Origin of the sequence: Labilithrix luteola, assembly GCF_001263205.1 — a bacterium.
In the GTDB taxonomy this organism is placed as follows: domain Bacteria; phylum Myxococcota_A; class Polyangia; order Polyangiales; family Polyangiaceae; genus Labilithrix; species Labilithrix luteola.
The window spans coordinates 5,580,640-5,597,916 of sequence record NZ_CP012333.1 but is presented as its reverse complement, the minus strand read 5'-3'; the positions used below and the strand labels follow the sequence as shown (position 1 = coordinate 5,597,916).

Sequence of the window (17,277 nt, the reverse complement as noted above, 5' to 3'; positions counted from 1 at the left end):
CGCTTTTTGTGAGCAACTCGAGGGCGCTCTCACATTAAGGGGCGATGGCCGCAGCCTGCCAGGCGCCTCGGGTGGCGCCGGATGAATCCGAGCGCTCGAGCGCACTCGAGGAAGCACGCCGCGCGCGCCTAAGGCAGCTCATCGCCGATCACTTCAATGCCGTGTGGAAGTTCCTCCGGCGCATCGGCATTCCCGAGCAGCTCGCGGAAGACGTCTCGCAGGAGGTCTTCCTCGTCGCGGCGCGCCGCGTCGACGACATCAAGGCGGAGCAGACGAGCGAGCGCTCCTTCCTCTTGGCGACGGCCTATCGCGTGAGCCGCGAGCTCGGACGCAAAGCGCACCGCGAGGCCCTGCGCGACGTCGACACCGAGCTCGCGGCCATGCCGAATCCCGAGGAGCAGCTCGACGAAAAGCGCGCGTGCGAGGTCGTCTACCGGCTCCTCTCCGAGCTCGACGAAGACGTGCGCGCCATCTTCGTCATGTACGAGATGGATGGAATGACGATGAACGAGATCGCGAAGCTGATCGGTCTGCCCATCGGTACGGTGGGCTCGCGCCTTCGTCGCGCCCGCGAAGACTTCAAGGCCCGCTACGAGCGTCACCTCAAACGCCTGAAGGAGACGCGATGAAGGAGCCCGAACGCCTCTTCTCGAGCGACGCCGATCTCGCAGGTCTCCATGCGCTGCTCGATCGGGACATGCCCCCGCCCGGCGCCATCGCCCGTGCGACCGCACGTGTCCTCGAAGAAGGCATGTCGAACGAAGCGCCGCGAGCCACGGACGCGGCGCGGTCGAGCCCTTCGCTCACGCCGTGGCTCATCGTCGGTCTCGGAGGCCTGCTCGTCGTGACCGGCGTGATCTCGCGCTCGCCGTGGCCGTCGACGGGAACGAACCTGCAGCAGGTCACGACCGCATCGGCCAATCCCGCACCCGTCGTTCCCGCGCCACAGGCGCCTGCCGGTGCCGTGGTCGAAACGCCGCCCGAACAGACGTCGATTCGCGTCGAAGATCTGCCGACCGCATCCCGCACAGCCATCGCACCTCCGCCGGCGGCCTCGGCCGATCCGTTCCTCGAAGAGCTCGCACTCGTCGAGAAAGCACGCGGAGCGCTCGCCAAGGGTCACGGCCGTGAATGCCTCGAGGCAACGGTCGGCTACGAGAAGCGGTTCGCGAAGGCCGGCCTCTTTCGCGAAGAAGTCGCCGTCATGCACGTCGAAGCCCTCGCCCTGTCCGGCGATCGAGCGACGGCGCGCACACTCGGCCAGCGCCTCCTCGCTGACCACCCGAACACGCCCTACGCCGACCGCATCCGCCGCGTCCTCGACCATTCCAACGACTGATCCGAGCTCGACCAACGTCCCGCGAGCGCCAGCACGAGTCCCAGCGCGCTCCCCTCCCCCTCAAAATCCCCGCCGAAACGCACAAAATGACGCCACCGCGCCGTCTAAGCACACGAGTTCTTTACATGCGGCCAAAGCGCGGGTAGTTAGGGGCGCGTTTCGACTGGTCCCCATCGTCTAGAGGCCCAGGACCGCGGCTTTTCACGCCGCTAACAGGGGTTCGAATCCCCTTGGGGACGCCCCCAAAACCCCTCGTTGGTCCTGCGAGGGGTTTTCTCTTTTTGTAACATCGCCGGTAGCGTCGTGGGCTTCGTGCTTGCGAAGAGCCCGGCGTCGCTCATTGCCGGATCCATCGTGGGAGCTCTGCTGTTGATGGCCGGCGACCTCGTCTGTTGGCGGTCTTCGGGAAACGCGGAATTTGGGGCTCTTCTCAGGCTCTTCGGCTCTTCTCACTGGATGGTGGGCGGAGTCTTCAAGTCCGCTTCGGCGCACGCGTTTAGGAGCCTGAGTCGATAGTTGCTGAAGCTCCTGTAGCCGTACGCGCGGCGTTTCGTCGTCGAGCTGCTCCGCGCCGGCGGAGCCGACGGCCCGCGCGATGGCGCTGCCGAGAAAGAGCGTATCCCCTCCGCCGATGACGTCCTCAACGAGGCACGCGCAGCGCTAGCCGAGCTCGCGGCGACGGCGGAGACCGCCGCCGGGTTCGCGCGACGGAAGGAAGTCTCGACGCAGCGACTGCAGTACTGGAAGAAGCGGCTGGCATCGTCCCCGAGCTCCTCGCAGCCGGCGTTCGTCGCGGTCACGCTCCCAAGGTCCCCGACGGGCCAACCGGAGATCGAGGTGCGCGTCGGCGAGCTCGTCGTTGTCGTCCGTGAGGGATGTGACGTCGAGCACGTCGGCGCGTTTGGTCGACGCGCTCTCGCGACGGACACGCGCGTGCTGACACTGCCGCCTGGCGTTTCGGTACTCGTTGCGACAGCACGGGTCGACGGCCGCAAGGGGATCGACGGCCTTGCGGCGATCGTTCGCTCGCAGTTCGCCGAGGATCCGTTCTCGGGCTCGATGTACGTGTTCTTCACGCGGCGCCCGTTTAGCTTCCCAGCCACTCCGCAAGTACGTCATCCGCGGAGGGGATACGAGAGAAGCGCGCGCGCCGAGCACGATGTGCAGCGCGACCAGGCGGTTCGTGCGGTGCGCGGCACGAACACACGCTTCAGCGGCTGGTGGACACCTACGAAGCGGGCGCGATCGAACTTGATGAGCCCAGCACACGCAGCGTGCGGGCACGAGCCCGCACGGCTCATGTGTGTGACGACCTGAGGTCGCTCGAGCGAGAGCTCGCACAAGAGCGTGAGCTCTCGCTCGTCGTCTCGCGCATCGAGGACTCACGTTTCAAGGACAGGGCGATGACCGCGGCTCACACGAGACTCGGCACGCCGTTTGTGCGTCGAAGGCGGAGGCCGTCTTCACGCAATAGCTGCCCAGGCTTGCACTAATTCGCGTGCAAGCCATTCCGTCCGGACACATGCAATCTGGACCTGCGTCGTCGGCCGAAGCCTCCGGAGCGGCGCATCGGCACGAGCAGTAGACGACTGCTTCGGCCGTGCGATCCGCGCATTGGGGAGCAATCGCACCGGCATCGAGCGAAAGGCACGCTTCAGCGGTCACGCACGCTGGTGCCCCGGCGGGTGCGAGTCCAGTGTCATTCTGCCCATAGGGGCACGTGACCCTCCCTCGAAAGTGGTCCGCCAGGCAGATCCCACTCTGGCATGTTCTGTTGTTGTTCTCAATAATAGTCAGATTTTCGGTAAATCCAGAAAATGACGGATACTGCTCTCCTTCCGGCAAACACGGTGAACCGACTTCCGCACGCGGGGTCTCGTACTTCCAATGGCACAACGCCCCCCCCTCCGCAGTGCCTTCTCCCGGAGTGGTATCTTTGCCCGCGCATGACGATACGAGCCCCATGGCGAGCATAGCCAATCCAGTCGTTGCCACGACGAATTGCCGAGCACTTCGCGGCCAATCAGTCACTCTTCTGCCAATTGATGCGAAAATGCTCGTGCGTCTCATCAGTGAATGCTGAAGGTGAAGTTAGTATAGCTACCCTGATTGACAGGAAGCGCGTTCACTGTCCAGTAGTTCGGAGCAGGTTGACCACAGCTCCCCGCTCCATTCACCCCAACGCATCCTGCCCCGCAGTTGAACGGCCCTGCCCTATATTGATCTATCGAGAACGCTACATTCGAAACCGTGAAAGGTATGTTGGCCCCGGTCAGTGTCGAGCCATCGCTGATTTGCGCATACACGTAGCCCCACGTGTTGGTGAGCGCCGGCCCGTAGACCCGTGCGCACTGGTTCGGCTCCAAGTGCCACCAGCCCGTATTCCGCCACGCCGTGAAGTAGGCAGGTGAGTAGACGCCGTCATAGCTTCCGCAGGCGTCGGAGAAGACCTTCGTTGTATTGGGTACGTAAGACGCATACGTTACGTACATGCTGGCGCCGTTTGTCTTGTTGTTGCATATGTCGAACCAAGCAAACGAGTTTCTAGAAACCAGCGCAATGGTTGCCAGGGTTAGAGCCGCAGCGATTCGTTTCATGATCATCTTCCCCATGGTCTCACTGCAATCGACTACTTACTTTCGACCTGCAACGTAAAGGTATCTGCGGTATTCGGCGTTCCCACATACGCGTGAACGGTCGCCGCGTTTTCCGGGCTTACGCTCTCAGGAGTGAGCGCCGGGCGGTCCGTCGGGTCCGTCGGATTCGTGACGAACGACGCCGCGACGGGCTCCACCTGCACGTCTGTACGTGGGGCTTTGGGCGCGTCGGACGCGGCCGAGGCTCCAATCGCGGACCCCAACAGCACAGCGACGCTTGCCCCGAGCAGCAAGATGCGCTTCTTATTCGACATATAAACACCCTCCTGCGAGGGTAGGCGCTGCTCCGTGTCGACGGCCTCCCCCCACAGCATGTGCAATATCATCCAGGCCTGCGTGTAGCAACGTTATTTGGATTAACATCACTACCGAGAACACATCGATGCATTCTGCACGCGATGACGATAGCGGACGACGGCGCGATGGAGCTTAGGCTTCGGCAATACCTCGACGAGCGCATCGGCAAGCATCTTGCGCGGCGCGAGCAGAAGCAATGCTTCGCTCTCTACGCCCATGGGATTCTGGGAGATGGTGAGCGCAAGAGTGTGGAGCCATCGCTGCGCGGGCGAGCGCCGACGGTCCCGACGACAAGCCCGGTGCGGCATGTGAGCGCACCCAGGCCCGGTTGGAGCGACGTCACGGGGCGCCCATCGGCGCGCAGGACGTCGGTGTTCAGCTTGGGCGCAAAGCGTTTCGTCGTCTCACATGGCGCGATGGCCCCGGCGGAAAGCTCTCGTCGAACTTCGTATTCCGGCGCGTGAAGGTTGCATACGACGATGGGAACCGACGCGGGTGATCGGGAGCCGATGTGGCTTGTGATGGAGTGGCGCGAGGCAAGGACAAGCCAACGAAGTTCACGCTCACCACGCTTCCCCGGCGAATGAGCAAGAAACAGATCGTGCGAATCATCCAAGAACGCTGGCGCACGGAGCGCGCGTACGAGGAATTGAAGGGCGAGCTGGGGCTCGCTCACTTCGAAGGCCGCTCCTTCCCGGTTGGCATCATCACGTCTCGGTCGTCCTGAGCTGCTACGCGTTCATCGTCGCCGAACGTGTGCAGCTTTTTCCCCCTCGGGCGGGACGGACGAATCGCGCCTACGCGAAATCTCCCGCGTGGACACCAGCACGCGGACGAAGACGCCCGCTCATCCCGCTTCAACCCATCGCAGTAGTGTTACCTCGACGCTGTTGAGCTTTGCGTAACCGCCGTCAGCGTGACCGGAGCTGCTCACGCGTTGCCCGATAGGCCATCACGGCGCCCGTGCGAGGAGGACTGCGATCGACTGCCAAGCTGCAAAGGACGCGGCGCCCCGCGCGCGGGGCCGTCCAGCCCGCCGTTACTCGCCCGGTTGCGCGAAGCCGCCTTGGGCGGCAGCTCGACGGCATCCTGACCGGCTGATCACGCCTCGGGCGTAACGGCTGCCGAGCGAAAGGGCCCGCACGCAGCCGCTGTCGGTCGCGGCGATCCTATCCGTTCCGGCCTGGCCTAGCGGTGTCAGAAGGACAGACCGACATCGGCTCCGGCTCCGGCCGACCACGCAGCGGTGAACTCGCCGTTGACGCGGACGCCGAGTAACTCGCTGCGCGCATCTAGATCGAGCCACAACCGCGAGCCGAGCGACAGGCGAGCACCGACGAGCGCATGCCCACCGAGCGCCATGCCGCGAAAACGACGCTCGGTGTTGTATCCCGCGAGTGCGAGGCGCTCCGCATCGTTACGGACGAACGACCGGACTAGCGTAAGGACACGGGGCCCGGCTCCCGCGCGGAGGACGAGCCGCCCGATCGTCGAACGGACCTCGGCGACGCCGTCGAGACCGAGCCAGGAGACCGTGGACTCTTGCGTGATGCTCGCGCCGCTACCCGTACCGCCGGTGCCGCTGATCCCGAGCGCGAAGCTGTCCCACGCATGCTCGTAGCGAACCCCCAACTCGTGTCCGAAGTCGTAGAGACGGGACGTGCGCGCCACGTAGCCGACGGAGAGCTCGTTCGGATGCAAGATGAGATCGCCGCCCTTTCGCGCGAGCGTCTCCTCCGGAACAGCGTGGAAGTCGGCGGCGTGGACCTCGCGCTCCTGATCTTTATCGAGGTCGAGCTGCGCTGCCGCCGCGTGTCCGCCAGTGCGTCGATGCACGATGTACCGCCCGGGGGGCACGGCAAGCGCGACCCTTCGTTCCGACGAGCTCCAGAGTTCAGCAAGGACGGTCCGTGACCCGACGCCGTAGATGATGTAGTGGCTGTCGGCAGCGCGCGGGAAGCGAAGCAAGGTCGTACTCGTCGTGTTCGTCAACACGATGGGCGCCCCCTCGCGGAGCGCCGTCTCGACAGCCGGTCGCTGCACGACTCCGGATGCGCGCGCCGATCGGAAGAGCGTCTGGCTGTAGGCGAACGCATACGACTCGTCGAAGGTGACACGTGCGTCGCCATTGACGTCGGCCGCGCCTGCGAGGCCGGAGAGCCAATAGTGCGTGAAGACGGCCGAAGCGAGCTCGTCGGACTCCTGCGCAACTTCGCCGTCGGCAGACGCATGAAGGCGAATTACGCCCGAGGCCCGGGGCGTGGCGTCGAGCGTGACCGAGAACGGGTCAGTGGACGTAACGCCTTTGCCGCGGAGATCGGAGGTCCGGCAGGCGTCGGTGACCACGATGCGAAGGCCCGCAGCAACGCCAGCGAGCTTGCGATCGAGGTCGGAGAGCAGGATGCGTTCACGGCCCAAATGGAGCGCCTGGCGATCGCCGTGGCCACTGAAATAGAAAAGAACGGAGACGTCGTTTATCTGGCGTCCGCTCGCGATCGCCGCGACCTTATCAATGGCCGCGAAGACCTGCGCCGGCGTGGGATCGACCATCAGAAAGGCGTCTTCCGGACGAACCCCCCCGAGCTGCACGAACAGGTCGCGGACGCGAGTCGCGTCGCGCGCCGAGTGTTTGAGCGGTACATCACCGGCCAGGCCGCTGTGATGACCAATTGCGACGAGCAGCCGGAGCGGATCGGCCCGAGATGGCGAGGTGACCAGCAAGAGCGCCACGAGGACAACGAGAGGGGCGACGACCCTCCGGGTCATGGTTCGGCGACCACCGGAATGGCACGGACGTTCTCAAAAGAGCGCTCGGACTTCGCTCGCTTCACGTCTTCGGGTCGGCCAGCGAGGATCCAGCCTTCGGTCGGCGCCTCGTCGAACTGAGCCGCGCGATCCGAGAAGTAGGTTCCAGCCTCGACGAGCGCGGGGGCGAGGAGCAGGACCCAGGTCCCGTCTTTCCCGAGGAAGCCAACCTCGACGGGGCGTGAGTAGTCAACGCTGATCTCGGCACGCAATCGATCCCCGGGCCTCACCCGGACTTCCGTCGCGCTCCGCGTCTGGTCGCCGGATCGATCGCGAATCACCGCGAGCTGGAGCTTGCCCTTGAAGCGGATCGCCGACTGCCCACTCCCGGCCCCATCGCCCCCGGTCAGCGGAATGCCATTCTGTGCGACGAGCGCCAATCCGGCTGCTGCGACCAAGATCGAGAGCCCGGCGACGACCGTGCGGCGTGGTCGTGCCCGCCACTGGGACTGCGCATGTTCAATCGCGGCATGGGCACGTTGCCGATCGGTAAGATCGAGCACGAACTCGGCGGCCTTCGCCTCATCGTCTTCGGCGTGCCGGCGCACCTCGGCATGCAGGCGTTCGACGTAGTCGGCGCACGCGGTGCACAGCGCGAGATGCTCCCCCACGCCGTCGTCATGATCGCCCGCGGCGTGGGCATCAAGGCGGAACAAGGTCGGATGCTCGCTCACGAGAGGTCCCCGGCGCGGCGCGCGTTGGCGTTCGGTTTTCGGGTACGAATGCGCTGCGCTCGCTCCTTCAGGCGAGCCACGCGCTTGATGATGGTCATTCGCGAATAGCCGAGTTCGTTCGCGATCTCCTGTTGGTTCATGCCGTCGATAAAGGCCATGACGGCGATCTGCTGATCCTCCTGGCCAAGCGCATCGAGCAACTCCATCGCTGCGCGACGCAGCTCGGGCTCGAGCCCCGTGTTGGCCGGGAGTTCATCGAGAACGTCGTCGATGGGATCCGAACGACGAGCGTATTTCGTCTTCCGAAGCAGGTCGAAGCAAGTTCGATCGGCAACGCGGTAGAGCCATCGCAACGGCTCCTCGGCGGTGCGGATGGGAGCTCCGGCACGGATGAGTTTGAGAAAGGTCTCTTGAAGGGCATCGTCGACCTGAGCGGGGGCGCGTGAGAACATGAGCATGAGGCACCGCCGGCGCAGGAGAAACCCGTACCGGCGGTAGAGGTCGGCGACCTCCCGGTTGCTCAGGCCCTCGCTCACCCACTCACTCGATCGGGCACGGCCATTCGGCGGGCGGAGGCGTCGACGGTAGCGTCCACGTCTCCTGAGTGCACGACTGGAGCGCGTCCTTGCAGAGGCCCTGCGAGCTCGTCTGGCAGCGGGTGAGCGTGTAGCTCTGACCGTCTGCATTGCAGTTGAGGCCCTCGGTATTGGCAGCGGGCCAGCCGTTCGGGCCGGGCGCTGGCTTCGGAGCGGGCGTCGTCGTCGTCTCCGCGTCGGCCCTGCCGTTCGCGCCCCGGCACATAAGCTCGGCGAGCTGCGGATCTGCCGTGAGCGGAAGGTCGTAGGGGGTCGAGATCGGGAGCCAGGTCATCGGCGGGCAGGTCGGGGGGGCGGCCGATGATCCCTGCGAGCAACGAGGCCTACGGAGCAGGTTATAGCCTTGCACGGGCGGCGGCGTGCTCGTGAAGATCGCGCCGGCTTGCAATGGATCTCCCTCCACGTAGACGATGAGGAGCTCGTCGTTGCTGCCGAGCACGCGATCCGTCGGAGGCGTCAAGGCGTCGATCAGACCGAGCTGGTGATTCTGGTCCAGATCTTCGTAGGCTACGACCGATCCAATCGCGTACGCGAAGTTCGAGGGCCCGTTGGCGAGCGGACGGGACCGGCCGCCCACTCCGGGGTTGCCGACCGTCGGATCGGCCTCGCCGGACGGTCCCACCATCGCCGTCGTGGGCGGCGTGTCCTGCAACTCGAGGCGGAACTTCGACGGGAACTCGGGCGCGACGGGCACGTCGACGGATGTCTTGAACCCCGTCGTGCTCGTGTTCCAGACGACGGCGACCCGGACGTTGGCGGCCGGTGGGCTCACGCTCGTCTGGCTGAGCTGGCCCTCGATCACGGCGAGCGGAGGTCCGTCATCCGCATCACCGAGGTCGCCGCAGCCGAAAGAGCCGAGACATCCAAGGACCAATAGCAGGCTTGCGCATTTCATCGTTCATCTCCGCTGCGGCACGGGCGCCATGTTCGAAGGAAGCTCCTGTGCGGAGTATGGGGCACTCCGCCAATCGAGCGCGGGGCCCATTGGCGCCTCCACGCCTTCGAAGACGCACGAGGGTGCCTGCGAGGTTAAGCGAAAATGGAGTGGGCTCTGGGGCGATGGCGACCCGGCTCGCGAAGCGCCCAAACGAGGACATCGCGCTCGTCCTCGACCTGCGCCCCCGGTGAAGAAGATGACCGTCGTTGAGACAATGGACCGCCGCTTCGTTGTTCGGATCCGCTTCGGGTCCAGAACACGAGGATGCGCCGTCGCACGCAATCATGGTACACGATCTCAACCACGTCACCACCGGCTTACAGGCTCGTTTTCGCGCCGCGCCGCGCCGCGCCGTACGCTCGCGGCCTGCCCCGCCGCTGGCGACGAACCTCCTCGTCTACGAGGCGAGCCGACGGTCGGTGATCTCCGCGCCGTGCTCCACAGAAACGCTGAGCGCGAAGGTCACAAGTTCCGTATCGAGGCAACCGTACGGCGATAGATGCGGTGCGCGGGCGTGGGGCCGGTGTGTCGTGCCGCATGGTAAGACGTGACGCAGGTTGGTGGGCGGGTCGGGCGCGGAGTTCGAGGAGACTGGCGACGCGGAGCAGATCGGACGTCGTGCTCGCGTGACTGTGAAGCTCCTGAAGTGGTGGCAGTGGCGGCTTCGCCGGGACACCTCCGCAAAGGCGCCAGCCACCCAGCGTCGCTCGAGTGCGAGCACAAGGAGCTGGGGCCGAAGCTCCTGCTCGTCGTCAGGTCGGACGTCCCCCACGCGTCCGTCACCGTCCCGTAGGGCGGCTGGCGGTCCGATTGGCGTGAGCACCGCCACGCCTGGCGGCCGTCTTCCGTCTGCCCAACACCTTGGTCTGCGCGGTCGACCGGGGTCGAGTTCGAGTAGTGGCACGAGCCGTCCGTGATGACATCGTCGGGGTCGTCGCAGGCCACCTCGACGTACGGGGCCTCGCCGAGGCCAGAGCACGGACCGTCTCGTCGACGACTAACGTGTTGCCGTTCCCATTACGACGCAAGGTGCTTGTCCCGTTGACTCGGATGAACAGGCGGCTGTAAGGAGGACGAGCGCCGAAAGCGCCAAGGCTCGGGGAGCCATCTCAGGCCGCCCTCGAAAGCTCGAATTTTAGCGCCCCACGGCGAGAGGCCAAGGTTGCGATCCCGGTTGGGGACGCCCCAAAACCCCTCGTTGGTCCTGCGAGGGGTTTTCTCTTTTTGTCCGCTTTGTCCGCTTTGTTCGCATTGTTCGCTTTGCCGGGTTGTCGGCCTTCGCCATGTCCATCTTCGTCGCGGTTTGGCTCTACCTGTACGTCTTCGGCGCCCTGACCATCGCGGGCGGCGTCGTAGGCTTCGTGCGCGCGAAGAGCCGTGCGTCGCTGATCGCCGGTACCGTCGCGGGAGCTCTGCTGTTCGTCAGCGCCTACCTCGTCGGGAAAGGCGCCGCGCGCGATGGATTGTTCCTCGGTCTCGCGATCTCCGCGTCGCTGTCGGCTCGCTTCGTGGGCGCTTTCGTTCGAAGCCGCAAGGTCATGCCCGCTGGGGTCATGTCGCTGCTGAGCATCACGGGTTGCGTCCTCACTGTCCTGGCGTTGACGCGCTGACCTCGCGCGGAGCCTCCAAGCCCGCCTGGCGCACGCGTTCAGGCGCTTGAGTCGGTCATCGCCAACGTCCAACGCCTGAAGCGCGCCAACGAGGCACTCCGCGAAGCGCTAGGCCCCCACGGCCAAGTCTCTTACCGAGGCGGGCGCTCGACCGTCCGCTCTGCGGGTTTCGTCGGCAATGCAATCTGCGCGTTCGGCGCCGCCTGTGGCCCGCGAGCTCCGTAGTCGGTCTCAGCGATCGCGTGACCACCGATGATCAGGTCGATGGGCGCATCGAACTTGTTCATCACGCATTCGACGAAGACCATGCCCGAGTGCGGAGCGTCCAGCACCTTCTGCAGCTCGCTGCTGGTCGTGACCACGTAGGTCTCGGCCTTCTTGTCTCGACTGAAGACGTGCGGCAGCTCCGAATACCGCCAGGTCGCGACGTCGTTGAATTTCGCATCCTTGCCGAGAACGGCTCTCTCTACGGTATAGCCCTGGTTCTGGTTCACGAAGATCCAGGGCTTGAGGTCGTGCCGCATGACCGTCGAGATCTCTTGCACCGTCATCTGGAGGGAGCCCTCGCCGGTCAGCAAGATGTGGCGCCGTCCAGGTGAAGCCAGGCTGGCTCCCAGCAGCGCCGCCGTCGCGTAGCCGATCGAGCACCAGACGAAGGCCCCTGTGACATAGATGCAGTCATCGGGCAGCGTGAGTCGCCCAAAGCCGGCGCTCGAGGTCCCGTCTTCGGCGATGATCACGTCCCCGGGTTGGAGAAAATTCTGTATCGCCTTCCAATAGGCGTCCTGACTGAGCGGCTCGGCGGAGGGAACGAACGTCGACTTCGTCGGAGGGCGAGCCGGCGGTTTCGTGGTCGGGTTACCCGAAGACGAGTCAACGACGGTCTGCAGGAGCTCGGCCAGGTAAACGCCCTGATAGGTCATCTCCGCCGTGTCGACATGGTGGGAGTTCAGGTGGATGGCAGAGGCGGGCAGTTTGGCCGTGAAGAAGCCGCTCGTCGACTCGACGCGGCGGTAGCCGACCGTGAGCAGACAATCGCTCCCCTCGATGGCCTCGCGTGTGGCGCGAGAGCTTCCGATGCCCGCATAGGTCCCGATGTATTGACTGGAACTCTCGGCAACCGCGCCTTTGGCACAGTTCAGCGTCGCGACCTTGATGTGAAAGCGCTCGGCGAGCACCATGATCTGTCCCGCGACGCCAAAGCGAATCGCATCCAGATCCAGGAGAAACGCCGGCGACTTCGCGGACCGCAATCTCCGCAGGATCATCTCGGTACAGGTCGAGAGGCTCTCCCACTCGCTCGGCATCATCTCGAGCGCGAGCGGCGCCTCGGGGACCGCGATCTCGAGGTAGGAGATATCGGACGGCAGCTCCAGGTAGACAGGCAACTTGTTGCGCCAGGCCGTCAGGATGAGCCGGTCGATCTCGACGACGGCATTTTCAGGGGTGAGCCGAGCCTGGGCGCCCGTAACTTCCGCGAACATTCGACAGAAATTCCCCTTCTCTCGATCAGCGAGCGTGTGGTGCATCAGATCTCCACGCTGAACGGCTCGCAGCGGCAGCGAACCGGAGATCAAGATCACGGGAACGTGCTCGCTGTAGGCGCCGGCGATGCCGTTGATCGCGCTGAGGGCTCCGACGCCGTGGGTCACCACCAGCGCGCCGATGCCATTGAGTCGGGCGTACGCGTCTGTGGCGTAAGATGCGTTGAGCTCGTTACAGTTTCCAACCCAGGCCGGCTCACCGCGGACCTCGAGTTGCTGCATGAACTCGAGGTTGTAATCCCCAGGAACGCCAAAGATGTGGCGGACGCCGACCTCTTGCAGCCGGCGGATGAGAAAGTCGCCGATCGTCTGTCTCATGGCGGAGCACTCCTTGGAGTTCGGTCATCCGGTCATTCCGGAGTGCAAACGACGTTCTAAGACCTTGCTAGGGCGCTGCTACCCCGCGCCGACCTCGTCATAGCCGCTTCAACGAGCACATCCGTCAGGGCGGCGTCGTTCATCCGGCCTTGCGACGTCGTTCGCCCTCCGGCAGAGGAATACCGGACGACGCAGGCAGCGGCGGTCGTCGGGCCGACGATCATGGCTTGACGGGTTTTCGGGTCCGTTTAGCCTCCCGTGCGGGGGGCGTTGGAGACGTTTGGCGCGCCCCCATTTCCATTCAGGGGAGGGAACGATGGCGTTGAAGCGTCTGTTGACGGCAGAGATGGTTCAGATTTCGGGACCGTGGGTCACGAACGGGACTCCGGCTCGCAAGGCCCTTCTGGCACTGCCCGAGTGTGTGGGAATTCTCCCGAGGGTCGAAGAGGCGCACAAGCAGCTGCACGGCGCGCAGCCTGGGCAGGGCGATGCGCGCGGCGCCGAGATCTCGGCCGAAGCCGCAGAGGTCGATGCGCGACACGATGCGGTCGTTCGAGGCGTCGACTTCGTTCTCCAAGGCATCGCCCTTCTCGTTGGTGACAGCGCACGCGCTCGCGAGATCGAAGCCGCGCGAGCGCTACTCACGCCCGAGGGAGTCTCGATCATCTCGACGAGCTACCGCAACGAGGCCGGCGCCGCTGCGCTCCTCAAGTCGCGTCTCGGTGGCGCGGCCGACGTGAAGAGCCTGCTCGCATCGGTCGTGGTCGACAAGAAGAAGACGCTGACATCGTTCGTCAACGAGCGAATCGCGCACGGCGAGCGTCTCGGCGTGCTCGAAGACGAGCGTGCGCAGCTCCGCCTCACGGCGACGGAGTCGAGCGCGGTCGCCAACGTCAACGCGCGCAACGCTTGGATCCGCGCGGTCAACGCGCTCATCGCGAACGCCGAGCTCGCCGGAATTTCGCCCGCGCAAGACACCATGATCTTTGGTGCGCTCCGCGAAGCCGAAACGAAAGCCAACCGCCGCGGCAAAGCGCCGGCCGTCGAGCCCACCCCTGGCGCGGCCGACCCGAACGCGGCGAGCCCGAGCCCCGTTCCATCCTGAGGTGCTCACCCGCGTGCGGCTTCGTGGTGAATCAAACCACTTCGAGGCCGCGCGCGACCGGCGCTCGAGTGGATCGTACCGCTTCGACGCCGCCCCCGACCGCGTCGAGAGGCGCTCGAACCACTTCGGGTGTGGGCGCGAGCCCGTGAATCGGCGGTGAAACCAAGCGCGAGCGAGGCGCTGCGCGGCTCGGAGAGCCACTCGATCGATTCGGAGCCGGTCGCGACCGACTCGAAAGTGGTCTGGAAGCGTGTTGGGCAGCGTGGCATGCGGCTCGAAGCTGGTTCTGATCGCGGCCACGCCACACGCGAGCCGCTCGAAAACGGTTGGAGTCGCCACCGTGCCCACGCGAGTCAGGCGAGCCCTGAACGGTCAGAGCGCGTGAAATGCAGGCAGGTGTCGTGACATCGACGACGTAGCGGAGCTTGGCGCTTTCCTTTAGGTTGCGCGGTTTGTGCGTGGGCCTCGATCGGCGGATCGAGGGATCACGCACATCGTCGCTCGATGAGGGGGGCTCTTCCGAGGTTCCATGACGGTCGTTCGTAAGCTTGCAGCGTTCCCAATCACCGCGCTCATCTTCTCGATTCTGTCTGCCTGTAACGAAACCCTTCCCGATGCGACCGGGAATGCGTCCGTCGAGGGCGGGCCGGTCGACGGCGCCGATGCCGGAACCGATGCCGCTGCCGACGCAACGAGCGAACTTCCGGGGAACAAGGATATCGTCTGCGAGGACGGCACCTGGGATCACGACGGCAACCCCACGACGGCGTGCGTCGCGTGGTCGAGCTGCGCGCCGGGGACGTACGTCTCGGGCAATCCGTCGAAGGTCGCCGACCGGACGTGCGCCGCGTGCGCGAGCGGCAGCTTCAGCGCGACCACCAACGCGGCGAGTTGTGCGACGTGGACGGAGTGTGCGCCCGGCAACCACGTGAGCGCGGAGGGGAGTAGCACGGCGGATCGTCAATGCGCGCCGTGCCCCGAGGGAACCTACGCGTCCTCGCCGAACCAAGCCTCCTGCACTCCGCACGACGTCTGCGCGGCCGGGACGGAGCAGACCGCCGCCGCCACGCCGAGCTCGCCTGCCGTCTGCAGGCCCTGCGAGGTTGGAACGTACTGCGCGGGTACGGATGTCCCCAAGCAAGCCTGCGCGAGTGGAACGTGGGACCACGATGGCAATGCCGCGACGGCATGCGCCGCGTGGACCGACTGCCTTGCGGGAAATGCCATTGCCGTCGATGGGAGCTCCGTCGTCGACCGCACGTGCGCCGCGTGTCCGAGCGCGACGTACAGCACGGCCCGCAACGCGACGAGCTGCACGCCATGGACGAGCTGCATGCCCGGCACCCTCGTGAGCGTCGCGGGAACGGATATCTCCGATCGCCAGTGTGCGCCGTGTCCCTCGGACACGTATTCGTCGTCGCCGAACCAGACCAGCTGCTTGCCGCACGGCGCCTGCGCCGCCGGAACGGAGCAGACAGCCGCCGCCACGCCGACGTCGGCCCCCGTGTGCAGCACGTGCGAAGCCGGAACGTATTGCGCCGGCGCCGCGACGCCGAAGCAGCCGTGTGGCAACGGCACATGGGATGACGATGCGAACCCCGCGACGGCGTGCGTTGCATGGCGTGCGTGCGTGCCGGGGCAGTCCATCGTCACCACTGGCAGCGCCGTCGCCGATCGCGTGTGCGCCACGTGCTCGAGCGCGACGTTCAGCACGGAGGCAAACGCCGCGAGCTGTACGGCATGGCGTTCGTGTTCACCGGGCAGCTACGTGACCACGCAGGGCACGTTCACGACGGATCGCCAGTGCGCGGCCTGTCCGGCGGACACGTACTCGTCGTCGTCGAACCAGGCGAGCTGCCTGCCTCAAGGCGTGTGTCCTGCCGGAACCGAACAGACGGCCCCCGGCACGTCGTCATCCGCGCCGGTGTGCACGGCGTGCGTTGCAGGAACCTATTGCGCCGGCGGCACGACGCCGAAGCAGGCGTGCCCGAGCGGAACGTGGGACCACGATGGCAACTCCGCCACCGCGTGCGTTGGGTGGACGAATTGCTCGGCGGGCCAAGCGATCTCGTCGAACGGCAATGCCACGCGCGACCGGAGCTGCTCGTCGTGCACGAGTGGCTACAGCACGGTCGCCAATGCCACCAGCTGCACGCCCTGGAGTGACTGCGCGCCTGGCTCGTACGTGAGCGCCTCGGGCACGGCGACCACGAACCGCCAGTGCACCACCTGCCCCACGGGGCAGACGAGCCTCGCCACGAACGCAACCGCGTGCGCGTCCGGGTTCCCCTCCAAGCTCGCGGGCGGCGGGCAGCATGCGTGTGCGCTCTTCACCGATGGCACCGTGCGCTGCTGGGGGAACAACGACATCTGGCAGCTCGGTGTCGGCGGGACCCTGCCGAGAAGCACGCCGGTGGTCGTCTCAGGAGTGTCCAATGCCGTCGAGGTCGTCGCCGGCAGGTATCACACGTGCGCACGTCTCGCGGACAAGACGATGACGTGCTGGGGGAACAACAAGAATGGTGAGCTCGGCGACGGAACCACGACGTCGACGTACAACAAGGTGGTGCCGGACCTGTCGGACGTCGTCCAGGTGACGGCCGGGTGGTTCCACACGTGCGCGCGGCTCGGCGACGGCACGGTGCGCTGCTGGGGAGGCAACAACAACGGCGAGCTCGGCGACGGTTCCACGACGGAGCGCTGGGTGCCGACGCTGGTGCCCGATCTCACCGGGGTCGCCGATATCTCGGCCGGCGGAAATCACACGTGCGCGCGGCTCGGCGATGGCACCGTGCGCTGCTGGGGACTCAACAGCTACTCTCAGCTGGGCGACGGTACGCAGACGACTCGTCTCGTCCCGACGCAGGTCAGCAATCTCACCACGGCGCGCGAGGTTGTCGCGGGCTACCGCCATACCTGCGCACGCCTCTCGGACAACACCGTGCGCTGCTGGGGGGGCAACGGCGACGGCCAGCTCGGCGACAATACGACGAAAGAGCGATCGACCCCCGTCATCGTGAGCGGCGTCTCCAGTGTCTCGCAGCTGACCGTGAGCGATACAGGCAGCCACACGTGCGCACGAATCTCCGACGGTACGGCCCGCTGCTGGGGACGGAACACGGTGGCGCAACTCGGTGACGGCAGCACGGCGACCCGCCTCCAAGCGGTGATGGTTCAGGGCCTCTTCGGGATCACGGACCTTACGGCAGGCGCCGACTTCACCTGCGCTCGGCTCCCGGACGGCACCGCTCGCTGCTGGGGAATCAACAACTACAATCAGCTCGGCGACGGCACATCGACGAACCGTTCGACGCCGACGCCCGTTGCCTTCTAACCCCACGGCTCGTCTGCGTTGAGCGGAACGTCCTCGAGACGTCAATCTCCTTCTATCGAGC

15 protein-coding genes, 1 tRNA gene and 1 pseudogene are annotated in these 17,277 nt (G+C 65.6%); 10 read left to right on the top strand and 7 right to left on the bottom strand.

The features are described 5' to 3' along the window. Positions 1-44: 44 nt before the first annotated feature. From AKJ09_RS24630 to tnpB, 6 genes and pseudogenes are all read left to right on the top strand, one after another. Positions 45-629 carry an RNA polymerase sigma factor gene (locus AKJ09_RS24630; protein WP_146649757.1) on the top strand — a complete coding sequence of 195 codons (585 nt, stop codon included), beginning with the start codon at positions 45-47 and terminating at the stop codon, positions 627-629. Further along, a complete protein-coding gene (locus tag AKJ09_RS24625) occupies positions 626-1,339 on the top strand; it encodes a hypothetical protein (RefSeq protein WP_146649755.1) in 714 nt (237 codons plus the stop codon). The genes AKJ09_RS24630 and AKJ09_RS24625 overlap by 4 nt, the downstream gene beginning before the upstream one ends. Positions 1,340-1,505: 166 nt before the next feature. Continuing rightward, positions 1,506-1,578, top strand: a tRNA-Glu gene (locus AKJ09_RS24620). 16 nt (positions 1,579-1,594) lie between these two features. Next, positions 1,595-1,855 carry a TMEM14 family protein gene (locus AKJ09_RS56250; protein WP_146649753.1) on the top strand — a complete coding sequence of 87 codons (261 nt, stop codon included), beginning with the start codon at positions 1,595-1,597 and terminating at the stop codon, positions 1,853-1,855. A 45-nt stretch (positions 1,856-1,900) separates the two neighbouring features. After that, a pseudogene (tnpA, locus tag AKJ09_RS56245) lies at positions 1,901-2,173 on the top strand (IS66 family insertion sequence element accessory protein TnpA); the annotation flags it as partial. A 3-nt stretch (positions 2,174-2,176) separates the two neighbouring features. Next, the gene (gene tnpB, locus AKJ09_RS53235; protein WP_169927828.1) at positions 2,177-2,656 is read left to right on the top strand and encodes an IS66 family insertion sequence element accessory protein TnpB; all 480 of its coding nucleotides are present in this window, start codon (positions 2,177-2,179) and stop codon (positions 2,654-2,656) included. A gap of 752 nt (positions 2,657-3,408) precedes the next feature. On the opposite strand, the gene AKJ09_RS24605 is transcribed toward tnpB, so the two are convergent. Beyond that, positions 3,409-3,951 (bottom strand): DUF1036 domain-containing protein, encoded by a 543-nt coding sequence (locus tag AKJ09_RS24605; RefSeq protein ID WP_146649749.1) that lies wholly within the window; start codon positions 3,949-3,951, stop codon positions 3,409-3,411. Positions 3,952-4,804: 853 nt separating this feature from the next. On the opposite strand from AKJ09_RS24605, the gene AKJ09_RS24600 reads away from it, so the two are divergent. Further along, a complete protein-coding gene (locus AKJ09_RS24600; protein ID WP_146649747.1) occupies positions 4,805-5,020 on the top strand; it encodes a hypothetical protein in 216 nt (71 codons plus the stop codon). 470 nt (positions 5,021-5,490) lie between these two features. Here AKJ09_RS24600 and AKJ09_RS24595 read toward each other — a convergent pair whose 3' ends face one another. From AKJ09_RS24595 to AKJ09_RS53230, 4 genes are read right to left on the bottom strand one after another with little or no spacing between them, the layout of a single operon-like run. Continuing rightward, entirely contained in the window at positions 5,491-7,059 is a 1,569-nt protein-coding gene (locus AKJ09_RS24595; RefSeq protein ID WP_146649745.1) for a caspase family protein, read from the bottom strand. Beyond that, positions 7,056-7,754 (bottom strand): hypothetical protein, encoded by a 699-nt coding sequence (locus tag AKJ09_RS24590; protein WP_146649743.1) that lies wholly within the window; start codon positions 7,752-7,754, stop codon positions 7,056-7,058. The genes AKJ09_RS24595 and AKJ09_RS24590 overlap by 4 nt, the downstream gene beginning before the upstream one ends. Before the next feature lie 14 nt (positions 7,755-7,768). After that, positions 7,769-8,308: an RNA polymerase sigma factor gene (locus AKJ09_RS24585; RefSeq protein WP_169927827.1), complete on the bottom strand. Its 540-nt coding sequence runs from the start codon at positions 8,306-8,308 to the stop codon at positions 7,769-7,771. A 4-nt stretch (positions 8,309-8,312) separates the two neighbouring features. Continuing rightward, complete coding sequence (locus AKJ09_RS53230) at positions 8,313-9,263, bottom strand: hypothetical protein (RefSeq protein ID WP_169927826.1); 951 nt, start codon at positions 9,261-9,263, stop codon at positions 8,313-8,315. Positions 9,264-10,588: 1,325 nt separating this feature from the next. Here AKJ09_RS53230 and AKJ09_RS24580 point away from each other — a divergent pair. Further along, positions 10,589-10,915 (top strand): TMEM14 family protein, encoded by a 327-nt coding sequence (locus AKJ09_RS24580; RefSeq protein ID WP_146649739.1) that lies wholly within the window; start codon positions 10,589-10,591, stop codon positions 10,913-10,915. A gap of 131 nt (positions 10,916-11,046) precedes the next feature. Here AKJ09_RS24580 and AKJ09_RS24575 read toward each other — a convergent pair whose 3' ends face one another. Then, positions 11,047-12,777, bottom strand: coding sequence for an alpha-keto acid decarboxylase family protein (locus tag AKJ09_RS24575; protein WP_146649737.1), 1,731 nt, complete (start codon positions 12,775-12,777; stop codon positions 11,047-11,049). Between the two features lie 316 nt (positions 12,778-13,093). On the opposite strand from AKJ09_RS24575, the gene AKJ09_RS24570 reads away from it, so the two are divergent. After that, the gene (locus tag AKJ09_RS24570) at positions 13,094-13,882 is read left to right on the top strand and encodes a hypothetical protein (protein ID WP_146649735.1); all 789 of its coding nucleotides are present in this window, start codon (positions 13,094-13,096) and stop codon (positions 13,880-13,882) included. 987 nt (positions 13,883-14,869) lie between these two features. On the opposite strand, the gene AKJ09_RS56240 is transcribed toward AKJ09_RS24570, so the two are convergent. Next, positions 14,870-15,217: a hypothetical protein gene (locus AKJ09_RS56240; RefSeq protein ID WP_420814259.1), complete on the bottom strand. Its 348-nt coding sequence runs from the start codon at positions 15,215-15,217 to the stop codon at positions 14,870-14,872. Here AKJ09_RS56240 and AKJ09_RS24565 point away from each other — a divergent pair. Further along, positions 15,216-17,216 carry a hypothetical protein gene (locus AKJ09_RS24565; RefSeq protein WP_420814258.1) on the top strand — a complete coding sequence of 667 codons (2,001 nt, stop codon included), beginning with the start codon at positions 15,216-15,218 and terminating at the stop codon, positions 17,214-17,216. The two genes, AKJ09_RS56240 and AKJ09_RS24565, sit on opposite strands and share 2 nt — an antisense overlap. The last annotated feature ends 61 nt before the right edge of the window (positions 17,217-17,277 follow it).